Here is a 17,537-nt window from a genome sequence, read left to right as displayed (position 1 = left end):
GCTCCCTTTTATAGGGAGCTTTTTTATTTCTAATAGTCAACTATCTTTTATACTTGATATGCGGGTAATTGAAATATAAACGAACTTCCTTCTCGAGGTTTGCTCAATACCGTAATGGTCGTGTCATGTAATTCCATTATTTTCTTCACAATGGCCAACCCCAAACCATGACCTTGTTTTTTAGAACCTGTGGCCACCTGCTTATAACGATCAAATATAAAAGGCTGGTCGCTAATAGGAATTCCGGTGCCCGTATCTCGAATACTTATTTCGACCTGGTCGCTCTTGGGATGGATAGAAAGTGTTACTTTACCACCTGATGGTGTGTATTTTATGGCATTCTCCAAAAGATTCTGTAAAGCTCTCTCCACAAGTCCGACATCTGCAAATACCATAGCGTTTTTTTGGTCATTTTTTAATTGCAGATCAATTTGTTTCCGTTCTGCCAAAACCTTGAATTTAGCAATAAGGTCATGCGATAATTCGGTGATTGAAAACGGTTCTTTAATAGGGGTGATCTGTTCGGCTTCCAGCTTCGAATATTCAAACAATTGATTGATTAATTTGGATAGTTTGTCCACATTATCATAGGTGATTTGAAGATATTCCTGCTTTTCCTTTTCCGTTAGGGAATCTTTCTTCATTTGCATGGTTTCTATATATCCCTTTAAAATGGCCAAAGGCGTCCTAAGGTCGTGTGACACATTGGCAATAAGCTCTCGCCTTAACAAATCAACAGATTTCATCTTATCCATATTCTCAACTATAGAGTCGGCCATTTCATTGAAAGCGTTTGCAAAAACCTCTATATCGGACCCTTTGGGGTTTTCTATTCTGGCTTCAAGATCACCTTCCTGAAATTTTTTTACCGTACCTGTCATTAATCTGAGGTTCTTGGTTAGGAACCAGATACTTAAAAAACCTATAAGTCCCGCAAAGAGGATAGCCAGTAAAAACCCTCCAATACCTAGGTTCGAATAATAACGGCCAAGTAACGTATCGCTTACCAGTTGTAGTTTTTGTCCTGCCAAGACAATATAAATAAAACCTTCTTTTCCATTTACATTGTATGGTGCGGCCGAAAATATTTTTTGTTCTTTTGGGTTTCTTGGGTTATCACCAAGTATATACTCTTGCCCATTGGAGGCTATAAAAGACTTTATTGGATCCAATGACACATGTTTGGTTTCAGAACCATCACCATGATCTAAAACCACCGAATAAAGAATGTCTCCGCTCTTATCTAACAAATAAACCTCTATACTACGGTTTACTGCCATCATATCGTGCATTAAATCCCCAAACAATGCTTTGTTTACACTGCCGTCTTCCAAAAAGGGCGAGGCATCATGAAATTTTTCCTCGATAAGGTGTTCCGCTAAACTGGCGTTCATCTTTTGAATGGTAGCCTCACTATGTTTATTGCTAAAATAACCGGTTATAAAAATGTACGAGGCACCTATAATTGCAATCAAAACAATAAAAGCAAGCCATAATTTCTTGACCAGTCTGGGCGTTAAAGTTTTATCGGTACTCATTCTACAATTTCTTCATTAAATTTATAACCTACACCCCAAGTCGTCAAAATAAAAGTGGGATTTGCCATATCAGATTCAATTTTGGCCCTTAATCTATTTATATGTGAGTTAACGGTATGTTCATAACCTTCAAAATTATATCCCCATATCATATTCAATAATTCTGAGCGCGTATAATTACGTCCTGGATTGGAAGCCATTAACACCAATAATTCAAACTCTTTTGGGCTAAGCTCTATTCTTTGTCCGTTTAGATCTACCTTTCTTTTATCAATATCTATTTGTAAGCCCTCTGCATTGATGCTCGTCGTGTCTTTCCCTTTAACTTCCTTTATGTCAGCCCTTCTTAATACAGCTTTGATCCTAGCCAGTAGCTCACGAATACTGAAAGGTTTGGTAATGTAGTCATCAGCACCAATTTCCAACCCAAGAACCCTATCTATCTCTTCTGATTTTGCCGTTAGCATTATTATAGGTGTGTTTTTAACGGCCCTAAGTTTTTTACAGATTTCTACACCATCCATTGTAGGTAGGGTCAAATCCAAAAGAATCATATCATAGTCGTTCTCCAAGCCCATTTGGAGTCCTATAGCGCCATCCGTTGCTTTGGATGTCCTATAGATTAAATCTGTTAAATGAATCTCCAATAATTTGATTATCTCAAGATCATCTTCTATTATCAATATATTTTTCATAATCGTACCTACGAATAAAATCAAAAGTTATCACATAAATATCACAGCAATATTATTTCATGTTAAAACCTTTGATTGCCGTCTAAATAAAGTCGTTAAACGATTAGTTGGTCCATTAAGTAGTTGAATTATAGGGATATTCCTTACAGATAATACACTGAAACTTGGCTTTATTTCAATTAAAAAGCTATACCCCGTGATTCTTTTGTGATCATTCTTTATAAAAAGTTTACTCTTTTGTGATTCTTCTGTAACCTGCTCTGTGTTAGTTTGTTTCATAACTAAAAAACATTAGAAATGAAAAAATTAAACTTTAAGTATGCGCTGATTATGGTATCGGTACTACTGATTTCATCATGTAGTGTAAACGACGATGCCGATATACCAGAAAATTCATTTATTTCTTTGAATATAGATGGATTAGAGGATTTAGGTCCTGATTTTCTTTATGAAGGATGGATAATTGTCGATGGAGCACCGGTAAGTACAGGAACATTTTCTGTAAACTCCAATGGTGATCTCTCACAATCCTCTTTTGAAATGGACGCCTCCACATTGGCAAGTGCAACAAGCTTTGTACTTTCAATTGAACCGAATCCGGATCCTTCGGCCGATCCTGCCGACACAAAACTTTTCATTGGTGATTTCAATGGCAATTCGGCAAGCTTGGGCACTGGTACGGTTGCCTCTTCATTTGATACTATAGAAGGTAAATTTATTGTTGCGGCACCAACGGGTACAGGTGCCGAAGAAGAGAAATATAGTGGCATATGGTTTTTAGACAATAGCAGTGGAAGTGCTATCAATGGATTGGAATTGCCGATACTTGAACCAGGATGGAAATATGAAGGGTGGGTTGTTATGGACGGTATTCCGGTAACAACAGGTACGTTCACTTCTGTTACGGGCAGCGATGATGCGAGTCCTTTTAGTGGGGCAAACCCAGGTCCGCCGTTCCCTGGTGAAGACTTTTTGGTAAATGCTCCAGATGGACTAATGTTCCCTACCGATATACGAGGTAAAATAGCGGTAATAAGCATAGAACCTTATCCAGATAACAGTGCCGCGCCATTTGTCTTAAAACCTTTGGCAGGTATGATTGCTGCCGACGCCATGGGTGTACAAGAAATAGGGAGTAATGTATCTGGTAGTTTCCCTACTGGTACGGTCACAAGATAAATTCATCATAATAATAAACAAAAAAGCCTCCCTTTTAAAGGGAGGCCTTTTTATTGTTAAGAATGCTCTTTTATTAATTCCAATTGTCTACATGCTGGTTCATTTCATCAAAAGTATAGGTCCCCACAATTTCCCTTCTATAGCTAAAAGTTAAAAAAGTGAGCAATAATAGTAATACATATAAAAGGACTATAAATATACCCATGGGTAAAAATGATGCAGGAATAAGATGATTGTCGTACTGGCCGTAAGAAAATAAGGTAGTTAACGTCTCTATAAGTTTATATATATAAACCAAACTTATAAAATAAAGTATATATTCTAGATTTCGCATAGGAGGATCACTCAATTCATCTTCCTTGATCTTAAACCACATAACATACAAAAACAGTAGATGACCTAAAGCAAGTAAGGGAAATATATAGTTGCTTATTTTAAAAAAATAAAACTTATTGGTGTAAAGGCCATAGAAATTAAAAACGCTCAATAATAGTATAACTAATAGAGACGTTATCAGGGTTCGTTTCCATGGAAAAATGCCTTTAATAAATTTCATAATGTTTGGTTTCGGGTTCTTTTAGAGTCAAAAAATAAGACTAAAAATGCGTATAGTTTTTTTTTGTTCCAAAAATTCGATAAAAGACCAACTCTATCTATAAAATTAATATTTTGTTTATCTAAAGTCCTCTATTTGTGGGCTTTCTATGTTAGCCATTGTTTACGTATAGAGGCGTTTGCGAATAGTAATAACAATACACCTACCACAATTATTATAATGGGAAAAACTACAGCGCTGGCTCCATATACATCCATATTGTTGCTTAAAAGAAGTGAGTAGCCGAACTGGGCCAAGATGCCTATCAAAGAGATGATGAAAACAGGTTTTGCCCATTTTTTTCTCAACAAAAGAAATATGCATCCCAAGGTTCCGCCCCAAACTGCTAGTGCAAAAGCCGCGGTAACCCATGCTGGCTGTGTTTCAATAAGCTCTCGTTCTGCCTCGCTTAGCAGGGCAAGATCCTCATCGGTCATAAAAGCCTGTCCCAAATAAGAAACAACCCCTATAAGGTTCCATAACAATGCTACAATGCTTACGATCCAAAACCACATAGGTGGTTTTATTTTAGTTTCTGTGTTCATAATGTATTGGTTTTAATGTTTGGTTTAGATTAGTAATTGTTATTTTTCGTGAGGGATAAATTGGTTTATTTTATCCGGTTAATTTTCAATAAGTTACAGAAAATATTAGATTTTACCATGAGACGCTCTAGATTTTATTACTTGGTACGCATTCAATATTTGGGTTTTAGATACAGTGGATGGCAACAACAACCGGATCAGTTGACTATAGAGGGCATGTTGATCAAAACCTTGAATTTTGTTTTTAAGGATACCAAGTTTAAATTGTTGGGGGCGGGGCGTACAGATGCTAAAGTTTCTGCTTTGGATGGCGTTTTTGAACTTTTTGTAGAAGAAAAAGAAATTACGGACTTGAGCGAATTTTTGTTACTGCTTAATAAAAATTTGCCCCAAGATATCAGGGTTACCGAAATAACCCCGACTACTGCCGATTTTAATATAATTCAGCACAGTAAATCTAAAGAGTACGTTTATCTATTCTCTTATGGAGAAAAGAACCACCCGTTTTGTGCGCCATACCTAACCAATGTTATAGATGAATTGGATATAGAATCAATGACCAAAATGGCAAAATTATTTGAAGGCACCCATGATTTCTCTTCATATACCGCCAGATTACGCCCCAATACAAAAGTGGTCAGAACAATAGACTTTTGCGGAATTGACAGAAACACCTTGCTCTATGCCAGTTTTTTTCCGGACACAAGCTATGCACTAACGGTAAGGGGACAAGGTTTTATGAGATATCAAATACGTATGATTATGGGAGCCCTGTTACAAGTAGGAATGGGCAATCTAAGTGAAGAGGATATCAAAGCATCATTGATGCCGAATAATAATATTAAAATGACAACTATTGCACCCGGATCAGGATTGTTATTAAATGAAGTAAATTTTGGGTAAGGTTATTTATCTTTAAAAAAAACACAAGCAAATATGGCCGCAAGGAGGAAAGTAGGCATACCAAAACGAAAGAAAAAAGTATCTAGGGTACAAGGTAAAATGGGAACCGCTCCAGGTACGGTCAGTTATTTGGGCAGTAAAGAAAAAACACAAAGTGTAGTTACCATTACCGAGTATAACGAAGAATCTATTGAAATCAACGAAACAAGTAATCTCGAAGATGTTTTAAAATATAGATCCCCCCAAAAAACAACTTGGATCAATGTGGTGGGTATCACCGATGAAAAATTTATTGAAGGGCTGGGCAAGGGCTTTGGTCTAAACCCTTTATTATTGGAAGATGCTGTAAATACCGATCAGAGACCTAAAATAGACGAGTACGATGGGTATATTTTTGGAGTCTTTAGAATGTTGTATTTAAATTCTGAAGATGAGATCGTACCAGAACATATGGCCTTTGTACTTATGGAGAATACCGTATTGGTTTTTCAAGAAGTAAAAGAAGATGTTTTTGACGGGGTAAGAAATAGATTAGCTTCCCCTAAGGGTAGAATTAGGGCTAGGGGAGCCGATTATCTTTTCTTTGCTCTTTTAGATGCGATCATAGATCATTATTTTTTGGTTTTGGAACAAATAAACCATAGAATAGAAGCCTTGGAAGACGAGGTATATTTAAATCCAAAACCGATCGTGGCACAAAATATTCAACTGCTAAAAAAAGAAGTGTTGAAGGTAAGAAGATGGATCTATCCTGTTAAAGAACTGGTTAGTAGGCTAATTGACTCTGAAAGTCATTTGATACACAAAGACACCAAACTTTTTTTAAGGGACGCCTTGGACCACTCGCTGGAAATAAACGAAAGTCTACAAATTTATAGGGAAATGAGCATGAGCCTCATGGAAATGTACATGAGCAATATGAGCAATAAAATGAACGAGGTAATGAAAGTGCTTACCATCATGGCCTCCATATTTATTCCGTTAACCTTTATAGCCGGTATCTACGGTATGAATTTTGAACATATGCCAGAACTGCACTATAAATATGGATACATTACTGTTTGGGTTGTAATGATCGTTATTTCTATCGGTTTGCTTATTTACTTTAAAAGAAAAGATTGGCTATAATGTTGTGTACTATAAATATCCATAAGTATCACAGTTTGGGTAGAGCAGTTATTTTACAAGAGAAAAAAAGGGGAGCTATAATATAGCTCCCCTTTTTTATGAATATATTTTTGTACATATTGTCAATCGAACAGATCGGAAGACAAATAACGATCTCCACGGTCGCAGATAATAGAAACAATTACACCTTCATCTAATTGTTCGGCAAGTCTTAAGGCAACTGTAGCAGCACCGCCAGAGCTCATGCCAGAAAAAATACCTTCTTCCTTTGCCAATCTTTTGGCCATGGCCTTTGCTTCTTCTGTACTAACTTCCATTACGCTATCTACTTTACTGGGATCGAATATTTTTGGCAAATACTCCTGCGGCCATTTACGAATACCGGGTATTTTAGAATCATCGGTAGGTTGTACCCCCACAATGCTAATATCTTTGTTCTTTTCTTTCAAAAATGTGGATGTTCCCATAATGGTACCTGTAGTTCCCATGGCAGAAACAAAATGGGTAATGGCTCCGTCGGTATCTTTCCAGATCTCGGGTCCCGTAGTTTTGTAGTGCGCTTTCCAATTATCATCATTTGCAAATTGATTGAGCATTACAAACCCTTCGTTTTTAACTTTGTTCTCTGCATAGTCTCGAGCTCCTTCAATACCCACATCCGCAGGTGTAAGAGTTACCTTGGCACCGTAAGCTTTCATGGTCTGTACCCTTTCTTTTGTAGAATTCTCTGGCATCACCAATTCTATGTCTAGATTGTAAAAACCTGCGATCATAGCCAAGGCTATACCCGTATTACCACTAGTGGCCTCTATTAATTGGTCAGATGGTTTAAAACGACCAGTAGCCAGTCCGTTTTTGATCATATTATACGCAGCCCGATCTTTTACGCTACCACCAGGGTTATGCCCTTCCATTTTAAAAAACAATTTTACGTTCGGGTTGGTATTGAGCACTCTGGATTCTACCAAAGGCGTATTTCCTATAAGGTCTATTATATTCTTAGACATCTGTCTGTGTTTTTATTTTAATTTCAGGAGAATGATATACGGTAGAGTTTGGCGGTACAGAGGCTGTTAACCAAGAGTTGCCTCCAATAATACTATTGGCACCAATAACCGTTTTACCACCTAAAATGGTAGCATTGGCATAAATGGTTACATTATCTTCTATTGTGGGGTGTCTTTTAGTTTGTTGCAAATGTTTTGCTACATATAAGCCACCCAATGTTACTCCCTGATAAATTTTAACATGGTCTTTTATAATGGCTGTTTCCCCTATAACCACCCCCGTACCATGATCTATGTGAAAATAATTGCCTATTCGAGCACCTGGATTTATATCTACCCCGGTTTGGCGATGCGCATATTCCGTCATTAATCTTGGTACTAGTGGAAACCCTATTTTGTATAGTTCATGGGCTAACCTGTAAATGGCAATCGCATAAAATCCTGGATAGGCCATATATACCTCTTCTATAGATAAAGAGGCCGGATCGCAATTTACCGTCGCCTCTGCATCCATATTCAAATTTTCCAATATGGTGGGTAATTTTTCAACGTAATTGGCCCATACCTTTTTACAGGGCTTATCACTTTGCCAACAAGCCAGATCCACTAAACTATCAAATAGTTCTTCTAGTTTATCTAAATTTTTCTGCACTGGAGTTTCAATATCGAACAGGGTATAGAACAATAAGTTCGTAAATACTTCAACCTCTTCCTTCAACCGATATCTTAGATTAGGCTGTTTTTTATGAATGTTGATTTTATCGACAATAGACTGATGGTTCATTCTCTTCGTTTATATTTCAAAATTAACCATTAATTTAAAAGTGCTTTCTTGCAAATGGTTAACTTTAGCTTAAAATCACAACCCTTAGGTCGTATGTTATATCCTATAATTACCAAGGAAACCCTTGAATTTTTAAATGAGTTAAAAAAGAACAACAATAGAGAATGGTTCACTGATAACAAAAAACGGTTTGTAACCCGCCAAAATGAGTCAAAGGAATTTTTTAAAGGTATTCTAGACCAGTTGGAAACCCATGATGATATAGAAAAAATGAAAGTGTTCCGTATTTATAGGGACGTACGGTTTTCAAAGGACAAAACCCCTTATAAATATAATTTTTCCGCTTCTTATGCACGGTCTGGCGCCCAGCGAAGGGGAGGCTATTATGTACATATACAACCGGAAGGCAGTTTTATTGCAACAGGCTTCTGGAACCCCGAAAAAGAAGACCTTTTGCGTATTCGTAAAGAATGGGAAATAGATGCCTCTGAACTAAGGGAAATAATGACCGACAAAAAATTTAGATCGGTTTGGGGTACATTGGCAGGAGAAGAACTTAAAACAGCTCCCAAAGGATTTGATAAAGAACACCCTAACATTGACCTAATTAGAAAAAAGCAATTTATTTTTGTCAAAAAATTCACGGATAAAGAAGTCCTAGAACCCGATTTTACAGAGAAGATATCGGAAGCCTTTAGGCTGATTAGACCCTATTTTGACCTTATGAGCCAAATACTTACCACCGATCTTAATGGCGAATCGTTGTTAGACTAATACGGCGGCCTGATCAAAATATTGAATTTGATCCTGTAGCCTCTTAATAACCATATTCATCATTCTTTTATTAAGGGAAGATGAATTTTTTATATAAGATTCATACTCCTCTAGAGTAAATTGCCCTATGATGATACCTTTTAGGGAGTTTCTATATTTTATGTCCTTTTGAATGGCATTCGTAATATAGTTTAGTCTGTTTTCTATGTCTAAGTTATAGAAGTAGTTTTTTCCTTTAACGATATAATTCTGAAAGGAGGCAAGAAACAAATCGTTCTGTAACTTTAAAATAGGCCGCAAGGTCTCGTTTTGAAAACGCTCGTCAGAACTCATATTAGGAAGAATTTTTGCGGAAGAAATCTCAGGACGAATCTGAAGCAACTTTTGGGATCTGTCGTTCATTTTAATCTTGTTTTTATAAAGATATACTTTATAAACACTTCACTTTTAAATAAAAATATTAGTTTTTAACGGTGTTATAAACAAAAATGAACACGGGCAACAAATCATATAGTTTGTCTATTTTTATATGATTATTAAATATTGAGCATGAAATTTGGAAAGGTAGAAAGACCGGAATTAATAGACTTTTCGTTACCTAATGATCATAAGGGAACCAAAACCTTACTGGATAAGATAGGTTCCCATGCCCCTTTAAAGATTCACGTGGGATGCGCCAAATGGAACAAACAGGACCTTAAGAATTTTTATCCCAAAGGTACCCGAGATGAATTGGGCTACTATTCATCACAATTTAATTGTATTGAGTTGAATGCGACGTTCTATCGTATTTTCCCAATTGAGACCTATCAAAAATGGAAAGAAAAGACTCCAGAAAATTTTATGTTCTTTCCCAAAATTGTTCAAAATGTGAGTCATTTAAGAAGGTTGAACGATCAGGCTTATCCGGTTTTGGAATCTTACTTGGCAGTCACCTCCAATTTGGAACATAAGCTAGGGACCATCTTTTTACAGATGCATAATAATTTTAGTCCTAAAGATTGGGACAGGGTAGTGAAATTTGTAGAGCACTGGCCTAAAGAATATCGTTTGGCCATAGAATTTAGACATACAGATTGGTTTAACGACACTGTTATTGCCGAAGAGCTATATCATTTATTGGAAGAGAACAATATCGCCAATATTTTGGTAGATACGGCAGGCAGAAGAGATATTATGCACATGCGGTTAACAAATAATGAAGCTTTTATAAGATTTGTGGGCGCCAATCATAAAAGTGATTATGAAAGATTGGACGATTGGGTCGAAAAATTAACTGTATGGAAAGAAAATGGGCTATCGAACATTAATTTTTTCGTACACCAGAATATGGAGGTAGAATCACCTTTTTTGGCCAGTTATCTAATAAAAAAATTAAACCGCAGGTTTCATTACAACTTAACCGTGCCGAACACTCTAGCCCCACCACCTTCTTTATTTTAAACACACATTGTAAACACCTCATTATCAATTATTACCATGTAAATGTTAATGCGGTTAAAAACATACGCCATAAACTTTGATTATGGAATTTTTTAATGCTACAATTTATCAAATGTCCATTACTCCTCTACATGTTTTTAGATGTTGACAATTCTGCATGTTAAAACCATTTTGTGTAGGGTAGGGTTGGTCTTTTCGTTTTAATTTTGAACCATAAATTTTAGTATTATGAGATTTCACACAAGAAAATTGGTAAAACCTGAAGATTTAAATTCTAATGGAACTTTGTTTGGAGGAAAAGTATTGGCCTGGATAGATGAAGAGGCTGCCCTATATAGTATTATTCAGTTAGAGAATAGTAAGATAGTCACCAAATTTATGTCAGAAATCAACTTCATGAGTGCCGCGGTACAAGGTGATATTGTTGAAATTGGTATTCAGGTAGTTAAATTCGGAAAAACCTCTTTGACCTTAAATTGTGAGGTAAGAAACAAAATGAACCATGAAACCATTGTAACCGTTGATAATATCATCATGGTAAATCTTGGGGAAGATGGTAAACCGGCCCCTCACGGAAAAACAAAAGTTGAGTTCGTAAAGGACCGTTTGGCCGCTGCCAATGACAAATAAAACTTGTAATTAGAAGTTATGAAAGGGTTTCTGCTACTTTCTGAACTTCATCCAATACCCGAAGAAGATTGCCGCCCCATAACTTGGCGATATCTTCTTCGGAGTATCCTCGCTTAACCAATTCTAACGTAACGTTAAAGGTTTCAGAAGCGTCGGACCAGCCGTCAATTCCCCCGCCACCATCAAAATCTGAACTAATGCCCACATGATCTATGCCTATAAGATCGACCATGTAATCTATATGATCCACAAAATCGGAAACATTTACAGGTTCAGGAGCATCGGTTCTATTGACAACCAATTGCTCGCCTATCTCCTTTATTTTGGGGTAATTTTCCATAAACGCCTTTCTTTGGGCATCTGTAAGGGTCTTAAACTGAGAACGTTCAAACCATTCTACGCCCAAAGAATCGGCAACCTCTTTATAAACTTCTTTCATGTAGGCTGATCGGGCTTCATGCTTTTTAGTGTTCAAATAAGAACTAAAAGCCACGGTTTGCACAACACCACCATTTTCTTTCATCAGTTTTAATTGCTCATCGGTAAGGTTTCTACTATGATCACATAAAGCTCTTGCCGACGAATGAGATGCAATTATTGGAGCTTTCGATAGGGCTATCATTTGTTTCATAGCTTCTTCGGATGGATGCGAAACATCGATCATAATTCCAAGTCGGTTCATTTCAGCAACTGCCTTTTTCCCTAGCTCACTTAGTCCGTTGTGAAGCCAAACAGAATCTTTTTCTCCCGTATTGGAATCACTGAACTGACTATGGCCATTGTGCGCCAATGAAATGTACCTTGCCCCTAGGTTGTAATAACGTTCAAATTCGGCCAAGTCCTCACCCATAGGATAGGCATTTTCAACACCTATCATCGCAACCTTTTTGCCCGATGCACTTATTCTTTTTACATCATCGGAGGTAAGTGCCAACTCTATCTCATTAGGTGCGATCTCTTCACATAGTTTATGTATGGCTTCAAATTTGGCCATGGCATTCTCTTTGCCTTTCGCATAACCTTCCGCCGTTAAAGTATCTTGCCCTGTGTAAACGATCAACCACGTTACATCTAAACCGCCTTCCTTCATTTTAGGAAGATTTATCTGGGTATTCAACCTTTGGGTGTAATTTATACTGTCGGTAAAATTGGCGACATTAATGTCGTTGTGGGTATCAATCGTTATTACATTTTCATGTATACGTTTGGCCATTTCCTCCATACTCTCTTTTGGAGCTTCTTCTTTTTGCTTACACGCAATCAATGTTAAAATACTGAATAAATAAACGACTTGTTTCATGATGGTTGGATTTATACCTACAAATAAAGCTAATTCACAACAAAAAAGGAAGCCTAGGGAACATTTAATTGCCGTAAGGACAGGAAAGAAGGACTTTTAGATTATCATTCATATTTAAAGCCGCTTTATAAAGTTATCCTTAACCAATTTCTATTTTGAAAACACAAGATATTCTTAGTCAAGTAAACAATTTAGAGTCTAACCTGACCCACTTTGCGTTCGAGTCGTTGAACACAGAAGAAGCGGCGGCTTTAAAGGCTTCTTTTTCCGATTTCAAGAATAAATTGGAAAACAAAATATTTGACAATGGCACCGTGGTCGAAAAAAAACCAGAAGCTAAACCATTGTCTATTATCAAGAAACAAAAAGATGTCGGCAATGATAAGAATTTTATAGCCCATGTAAGCCATGAAATAAGGACTCCCCTGAACGGAATTATTGGTTTCACCAATCTATTAAGGGAAGAAAAACTTACTCCAGGACAACAAAAAAAGGTAGAAGCCATACACTCGGCATCGCAGAACCTTTTAGAAATTATAAACGAAGTGTTGGAGTATTCTAAACTTACATCAGGGATCGGTGATTTTAATATTATCGATTTTAATTTTCACGGATTGATCAATGATGTTGTTTTTCTATGTCAAACATTGATCATTGACAAAAACGTAGACCTAAAACTAGAAGTGGATAAAAAAATACCCACTACGTTGGTCGGTGACCCCTCTAAACTTTCCCAGATATTGTTGAACCTTTTGGGAAATTCGGTGAAATTCGTTGAGAAGGGATTCATTAAACTAAAGGTTGAAGTACTGGAACAAAGTAAAGGTGATTATGTACTATTATTCAATATAGAAGATACCGGAATAGGTATTTCAGAAGAACAACTGGCAAATATATTTCAAAGCTTTAAACAGGCCGATAGAAATACATATTACAAATATGGGGGTACGGGCCTAGGGCTTAGTATTGTCAAAGAATTGGTGGAAAAACAAGGAGGCAGCATCAACGTTACCAGCAAGTTGGGGGAGGGCACCTCTTTTAAATTTACCATTCCGTTTGCCAAGGGAAACCTTAAAAACATACCCAAGACCCATCGCTACAATGTTAACGTAAAAAAAGGCAAAGAGCTTTTGAACGGAACCAAAATATTGGTCTTCGAAGACAACAAGATGAACCAACATTTGATCAAAGAACAATTAAAAAGATGGGGCTGTAAGGTATTTGTTACTTCAGAAGCCGATAATGGAATAGGTATATTAAAGACACAATCAATAGATTTAATATTAATGGACCTAAAGATGCCGAATATGAGCGGATTTGAGGTTTCTCAAAAAATAAGGTCCGATAAAACCATTAATCAAGTTCCCATAATTGCAATCAGTGCAGATTTTACTGCTCAAGATGAAGAAAACTGTATCACATCCGGTATTAACGATTTTCTATTAAAACCATATACTTTGAACGAATTGCTTGTAAAAATGCTGAAAGGGAAAAACGAGAAATCTCTTTCAAAGGACAGTATTGCCCTATTGAAAAAAGAACCCATCACTAAATCGGAAAAAACACTGGACCTAAACGGTGTGCTTAAGGATTGTTGTGGAGAAATCAGTGTGCTAGAAGAATTGATCAGACTGTTTAAACAAAATGTTTATGAGTTTATTGGCACGGTCAAGATTGGCCTAAGCCATAACAATTTGGACGAAATAGGCCTATCGGCACATAAACTTAAAGCAGGTCTTACCATGCTTAGGTTAAACGACCTTACCCAAATGATGGTAGATATGCAAGAAAACTGTAAAAAGGAAAATAAGGAAGAGGTAAGTAATCTCTTTGACATGTTTCTTAAATATTATCCCCAAAGTGAAAAATTGATCAATAGGTCTCTAGAGGAAATAAAAAATAGACAAATATAACCGTATGGTATTTTAATCGTTTTTATGGCCATAGCCTGTACATATACAAGACACCAATGTCCAATATCGATGAAAAACAGGTAATATCGACGAACGGAAAACTCTTGAAACCCTAATAAAATATATGGTTTTGCAAGTTTTTATCGTTCACCTATAACAATCATATTTTTTACAACAGAAATGGGCACCTACACCACAATTAATTGTGTCTATAGTATTACATGGTTACATTTATCCTGTATTTAGTTAGTGATTAACCCAGATCAATTATTAAAAAATTAACCATATGCTTTACGATACCTACGGCGAAGAGTACTTAGTGTTCCTTCAAGATTTAAACGAAATTTTAAGCTTAAACGAATTATCGGAACTAGACTATATGTAGCCTAGCCTGGTAGTAAACCTTTAAAAAATTAGATCATGGCGCATCAAAATCAAGAAAATACCTCTTATCAGAATTTTATTCAGGATTTGAACAACATTCTTGTTGATTTTAATATCAACAAACTATCTCATTCATAATTTTAGTGTTCATTATTGAAAAAGCGCCCCTATTGAACAATAGGGGCGCTTTTATATGAGAGGCTATTTATAGGAAATTATCCCAAATAAGTCTTTAATAATTTACTTCTTGAATTATGGCGAAGTTTACGGATCGCTTTTTCACGAATTTGTCTTACCCTTTCTCTGGTAAGATCAAAAGTGTGCCCGATTTCTGCCAAGGTCATAGATTGCTGATCACCGATTCCGTAATACAATTTAACCACATCAGCCTCTCTTGGAGACAATGTTTCCAACGCCCTATTAATTTCGGTATTCAAAGATTGTTGCAACAAGTGATTATCCGGTTTTGGAGATTCTCCAGAACGCAATACGTCGTATAGATTAGAGTCTTCCCCTTCACGAAGTGGCGCATCCATGGATACATGTCTGCCAGAATTTTTTAATGACTGTTTTACTTCACTTACGGTCATTTCCAGTTCTTTGGCAATTTCTTCTGCAGAAGGCGGACGCTCATGTGTTTGCTCTAGATAAGAAAAAGTCTTTTTAATTTTGTTTATGGATCCAATTTTGTTCAAAGGAAGCCTCACTACCCTGGACTGCTCCGCCAAAGCCTGTAAAATAGATTGCCTGATCCACCAAACGGCATAAGATATAAACTTAAAACCACGGGTTTCATCAAAACGTTTCGCCGCTTTTACCAAACCTAGATTTCCTTCATTTATTAAGTCGGGTAATTTTAACCCTTGATTTTGATATTGTTTAGCTACAGAAACAACAAACCTTAGGTTTGCGGTTGTCAATTTTTCCAAAGCAACTTGATCACCTTCGCGGATTCTTTGGGCCAATTCAACTTCTTCATTCGCCGTTATTAAGTCTATTTTGCTGATATCTTGCAAGTATTTGTCCAAAGATTTTGATTCCCTATTGGTTACCTGCTTGATAATCTTTAGTTGCCTCATATATTATTTTGTGTTTAGTTATTGTACAAGTCTACATTATACATTTTTATTACGTCTTTTCCAAAGGGAAACACATAATGTTTTACAAAAATTATAACCTATCGTATAATATTTCAACCTTTTAGGCTATTGAAGTTTCATGACTTATTTTTGACCCAATCGTTATTACCATGAGCAAAAGAGCACTCAAATCATACTTGTCCGATTTAAACAAATCAGAATTACAGGAGCAGATTATAGAACTGTACGATAAGTTTCCGGCAGTAAAGACATATTACGACTTTGCCTTTAACCCAAAAGAGGACAAGTTGGTACAAGAGGCCAAGACCAAAATCTCCAATGAATATTTTCCGTTAAAACGAAAAAGGCCAAAAGCCAGACGGTCGGTAGCCCAGAAGTATATAAAACATTTTATAAAGCTCGGTGTAGCCCCTAATTTAGTGGCCGACGTTATGTTATATAATTTAGAAATTGCACAAACCTTCGCCTCTGAACGAAATGTACCCGATGCTTTTTACAAAAGTATGTTAAACTCTTTTGTGGAGATGACCACCTTTATTTCACAAAACAATTTGTTGTCGGAGTACAAAGAGCGGTTGATCCAGGTTTATGAACGAACACAATCCGATAATTGGCTATACATGGAAGATTTTTCAAGGGCTTTGGATATATTGGATTAATAGATTAAAATATGGCAATAGTTATTATAAGACAGGATGATAAAATTGATGTATGGAAGCAAGCACTGTTAAATAGGTCTCCCAATTTAAAAGTGTACAGTTATTTAGAGGAACACCCCAAAGAAGAAATAACCATGGCCCTTATCTGGAAACATCCGATAGGTAGTTTGGCCCAATATCCGAATCTAAAGTGCATCGCCTCTGCCGGTGCAGGGGTAGACTATATTTTTGATGACCCTGACGCGCCTCAACATGTTCCTATAACACGAGTGATAGATCCTTTTTTGGCCAGTGACATGTCTGAGCATGTATTAGCTTTGATTTTAGCAGAAATCAAGAATTTTAATACGTATAGAGTACAACAAGCGTCCCAAGAATGGAAGCCTAAAAATTATAAACGTATAAAAGATATAACAGTGGGCATAATGGGGCTAGGGGAGTTGGGCTCCTTAACAGCCTTGGATCTAAAAAAAGTTGGATTCTCTGTACAAGGGTGGTCAAAAACAAAAAAGGATTTGAAAGATGTAAGCACCTTTTCTGGAAAAGAAGGGTTGAAACCTTTTTTGAGTTCTTCACAAATACTGGTTTGTTTATTACCCTTAACACCAGAAACCGAAGGAATCTTGAACAAAGAACTTTTTTTACAATTGCCGAAAGGAGCCTACATTATAAATGTGGCAAGAGGCGGACACCTGGTAGACCATGATTTAATAGCGGCTTTGGACAACAACTTGCTGTCCGGGGCCAGTTTAGACGTATACCACCAAGAACCTTTACCGGTAAGCCACCCTTTTTGGAATCATCCAAAAATATTTATGACACCACATTATGCCAGTGTTTCCGACACAAATTCGGTCGTGCCCCAGATTATAGAAAACTATGAGAGACTCCAAATCGGCACAGTGCTTTTGAATCAAGTGGACCGTATAAAAAGATATTGATTATTTTACGTTTTTATTC

General features: G+C 36.6%; 18 protein-coding genes. 9 read left to right on the top strand and 9 right to left on the bottom strand.

The genetic code is table 11. The annotated features are described in order from the left end of the window. Positions 1 to 47: 47 nt before the first annotated feature. Positions 48 to 1,538: a sensor histidine kinase gene (locus AB657_RS04375; RefSeq protein ID WP_047245377.1), complete on the bottom strand. Its 1,491-nt coding sequence runs from the start codon at positions 1,536 to 1,538 to the stop codon at positions 48 to 50. Further along, positions 1,535 to 2,233, bottom strand: a complete 699-nt coding sequence (locus AB657_RS04370) for a response regulator transcription factor (RefSeq protein ID WP_047245376.1) — start codon at positions 2,231 to 2,233, stop codon at positions 1,535 to 1,537. Before AB657_RS04370 ends, AB657_RS04375 begins: the two co-directional genes overlap by 4 nt. Before the next feature lie 297 nt (positions 2,234 to 2,530). Between AB657_RS04370 and AB657_RS04360 the strand changes: the two genes are divergently transcribed. Beyond that, positions 2,531 to 3,412, top strand: coding sequence for an anti-sigma factor (locus AB657_RS04360; protein ID WP_047245374.1), 882 nt, complete (start codon positions 2,531 to 2,533; stop codon positions 3,410 to 3,412). A gap of 73 nt (positions 3,413 to 3,485) precedes the next feature. Here the strand turns inward: AB657_RS04360 and AB657_RS04355 are convergent, their stop codons facing one another. Next, on the bottom strand, positions 3,486 to 3,968 hold the full coding sequence (locus tag AB657_RS04355) for a hypothetical protein (protein ID WP_047245373.1): 483 nt from the start codon (positions 3,966 to 3,968) through the stop codon (positions 3,486 to 3,488). Positions 3,969 to 4,114: 146 nt separating this feature from the next. Further along, entirely contained in the window at positions 4,115 to 4,552 is a 438-nt protein-coding gene (locus AB657_RS04350; protein ID WP_047245372.1) for a hypothetical protein, read from the bottom strand. 117 nt (positions 4,553 to 4,669) lie between these two features. Between AB657_RS04350 and truA the strand changes: the two genes are divergently transcribed. Both truA and corA read left to right on the top strand, forming a co-directional pair. Further along, positions 4,670 to 5,455 carry a tRNA pseudouridine(38-40) synthase TruA gene (gene truA, locus AB657_RS04345; RefSeq protein WP_047245371.1) on the top strand — a complete coding sequence of 262 codons (786 nt, stop codon included), beginning with the start codon at positions 4,670 to 4,672 and terminating at the stop codon, positions 5,453 to 5,455. A 33-nt stretch (positions 5,456 to 5,488) separates the two neighbouring features. Then, complete coding sequence (gene corA, locus AB657_RS04340; RefSeq protein WP_047245370.1) at positions 5,489 to 6,583, top strand: magnesium/cobalt transporter CorA; 1,095 nt, start codon at positions 5,489 to 5,491, stop codon at positions 6,581 to 6,583. 122 nt (positions 6,584 to 6,705) lie between these two features. On the opposite strand, the gene cysM is transcribed toward corA, so the two are convergent. Continuing rightward, complete coding sequence (gene cysM / locus AB657_RS04335; RefSeq protein ID WP_047245369.1) at positions 6,706 to 7,590, bottom strand: cysteine synthase CysM; 885 nt, start codon at positions 7,588 to 7,590, stop codon at positions 6,706 to 6,708. Further along, on the bottom strand, positions 7,583 to 8,374 hold the full coding sequence (gene epsC, locus AB657_RS04330) for a serine O-acetyltransferase EpsC (protein WP_047245368.1): 792 nt from the start codon (positions 8,372 to 8,374) through the stop codon (positions 7,583 to 7,585). Before epsC ends, cysM begins: the two co-directional genes overlap by 8 nt. A 93-nt stretch (positions 8,375 to 8,467) precedes the next feature. On the opposite strand from epsC, the gene AB657_RS04325 reads away from it, so the two are divergent. Then, positions 8,468 to 9,148, top strand: coding sequence for a DUF2461 domain-containing protein (locus AB657_RS04325; RefSeq protein WP_047245367.1), 681 nt, complete (start codon positions 8,468 to 8,470; stop codon positions 9,146 to 9,148). Here the strand turns inward: AB657_RS04325 and AB657_RS04320 are convergent. After that, positions 9,140 to 9,550, bottom strand: coding sequence for a hypothetical protein (locus tag AB657_RS04320; protein ID WP_047245366.1), 411 nt, complete (start codon positions 9,548 to 9,550; stop codon positions 9,140 to 9,142). The genes AB657_RS04325 and AB657_RS04320 overlap by 9 nt on opposite strands. 147 nt (positions 9,551 to 9,697) lie before the next feature. Here AB657_RS04320 and AB657_RS04315 point away from each other — a divergent pair, with 147 nt between their 5' ends. Together AB657_RS04315 and AB657_RS04310 are read left to right on the top strand one after the other, a co-directional pair. Then, positions 9,698 to 10,591, top strand: coding sequence for a DUF72 domain-containing protein (locus tag AB657_RS04315; protein ID WP_047245365.1), 894 nt, complete (start codon positions 9,698 to 9,700; stop codon positions 10,589 to 10,591). A 228-nt stretch (positions 10,592 to 10,819) separates the two neighbouring features. Beyond that, positions 10,820 to 11,221, top strand: a complete 402-nt coding sequence (locus AB657_RS04310; protein WP_047245364.1) for an acyl-CoA thioesterase — start codon at positions 10,820 to 10,822, stop codon at positions 11,219 to 11,221. A 16-nt stretch (positions 11,222 to 11,237) separates the two neighbouring features. On the opposite strand, the gene AB657_RS04305 is transcribed toward AB657_RS04310, so the two are convergent. Further along, entirely contained in the window at positions 11,238 to 12,521 is a 1,284-nt protein-coding gene (locus AB657_RS04305) for a dipeptidase (protein ID WP_047245363.1), read from the bottom strand. A gap of 155 nt (positions 12,522 to 12,676) precedes the next feature. On the opposite strand from AB657_RS04305, the gene AB657_RS17605 reads away from it, so the two are divergent. Next, positions 12,677 to 14,434 (top strand): ATP-binding protein, encoded by a 1,758-nt coding sequence (locus tag AB657_RS17605; protein WP_052958624.1) that lies wholly within the window; start codon positions 12,677 to 12,679, stop codon positions 14,432 to 14,434. A 599-nt stretch (positions 14,435 to 15,033) separates the two neighbouring features. Here the strand turns inward: AB657_RS17605 and AB657_RS04295 are convergent. Next, positions 15,034 to 15,897 carry a sigma-70 family RNA polymerase sigma factor gene (locus AB657_RS04295; protein ID WP_047245362.1) on the bottom strand — a complete coding sequence of 288 codons (864 nt, stop codon included), beginning with the start codon at positions 15,895 to 15,897 and terminating at the stop codon, positions 15,034 to 15,036. A 170-nt stretch (positions 15,898 to 16,067) separates the two neighbouring features. Between AB657_RS04295 and AB657_RS04290 the strand changes: the two genes are divergently transcribed. Together AB657_RS04290 and AB657_RS04285 are read left to right on the top strand one after the other, a co-directional pair. Further along, positions 16,068 to 16,577, top strand: coding sequence for a DUF6155 family protein (locus AB657_RS04290; RefSeq protein ID WP_047245361.1), 510 nt, complete (start codon positions 16,068 to 16,070; stop codon positions 16,575 to 16,577). Positions 16,578 to 16,588: 11 nt separating this feature from the next. Next, positions 16,589 to 17,518 carry a 2-hydroxyacid dehydrogenase gene (locus AB657_RS04285; RefSeq protein WP_047245360.1) on the top strand — a complete coding sequence of 310 codons (930 nt, stop codon included), beginning with the start codon at positions 16,589 to 16,591 and terminating at the stop codon, positions 17,516 to 17,518. The last annotated feature ends 19 nt before the right edge of the window (positions 17,519 to 17,537 follow it).

Source organism: Maribacter thermophilus, assembly GCF_001020565.1.
GTDB classification, from domain to species: Bacteria; Bacteroidota; Bacteroidia; order Flavobacteriales; family Flavobacteriaceae; genus Maribacter; species Maribacter thermophilus.
The sequence above is the reverse complement of the archived record's forward strand: the minus strand, read 5'-3'. Positions and strand labels throughout refer to the sequence as shown.

Bases quoted from the DNA above. Each gene is read 5' to 3' on its own strand.
- AB657_RS04320 (WP_047245366.1), bottom strand. From the start codon at position 9,550: ATGAACGACAGATCCCAAAAGTTGCTTCAGATTCGTCCTGAGATTTCT.
- corA (WP_047245370.1), top strand. From the start codon at position 5,489: ATGGCCGCAAGGAGGAAAGTAGGCATACCAAAACGAAAGAAAAAAGTA.
- AB657_RS04350 (WP_047245372.1), bottom strand. From the start codon at position 4,552: ATGAACACAGAAACTAAAATAAAACCACCTATGTGGTTTTGGATCGTA.
- AB657_RS04325 (WP_047245367.1), top strand. From the start codon at position 8,468: ATGTTATATCCTATAATTACCAAGGAAACCCTTGAATTTTTAAATGAG.
- AB657_RS04310 (WP_047245364.1), top strand. From the start codon at position 10,820: ATGAGATTTCACACAAGAAAATTGGTAAAACCTGAAGATTTAAATTCT.
- AB657_RS04315 (WP_047245365.1), top strand. From the start codon at position 9,698: ATGAAATTTGGAAAGGTAGAAAGACCGGAATTAATAGACTTTTCGTTA.
- AB657_RS04370 (WP_047245376.1), bottom strand. From the start codon at position 2,233: ATGAAAAATATATTGATAATAGAAGATGATCTTGAGATAATCAAATTA.
- AB657_RS04375 (WP_047245377.1), bottom strand. From the start codon at position 1,538: ATGAGTACCGATAAAACTTTAACGCCCAGACTGGTCAAGAAATTATGG.
- AB657_RS04360 (WP_047245374.1), top strand. From the start codon at position 2,531: ATGAAAAAATTAAACTTTAAGTATGCGCTGATTATGGTATCGGTACTA.
- AB657_RS04305 (WP_047245363.1), bottom strand. From the start codon at position 12,521: ATGAAACAAGTCGTTTATTTATTCAGTATTTTAACATTGATTGCGTGT.
- epsC (WP_047245368.1), bottom strand. From the start codon at position 8,374: ATGAACCATCAGTCTATTGTCGATAAAATCAACATTCATAAAAAACAG.
- cysM (WP_047245369.1), bottom strand. From the start codon at position 7,590: ATGTCTAAGAATATAATAGACCTTATAGGAAATACGCCTTTGGTAGAA.
- AB657_RS04285 (WP_047245360.1), top strand. From the start codon at position 16,589: ATGGCAATAGTTATTATAAGACAGGATGATAAAATTGATGTATGGAAG.
- AB657_RS04295 (WP_047245362.1), bottom strand. From the start codon at position 15,897: ATGAGGCAACTAAAGATTATCAAGCAGGTAACCAATAGGGAATCAAAA.
- truA (WP_047245371.1), top strand. From the start codon at position 4,670: ATGAGACGCTCTAGATTTTATTACTTGGTACGCATTCAATATTTGGGT.
- AB657_RS04355 (WP_047245373.1), bottom strand. From the start codon at position 3,968: ATGAAATTTATTAAAGGCATTTTTCCATGGAAACGAACCCTGATAACG.
- AB657_RS04290 (WP_047245361.1), top strand. From the start codon at position 16,068: ATGAGCAAAAGAGCACTCAAATCATACTTGTCCGATTTAAACAAATCA.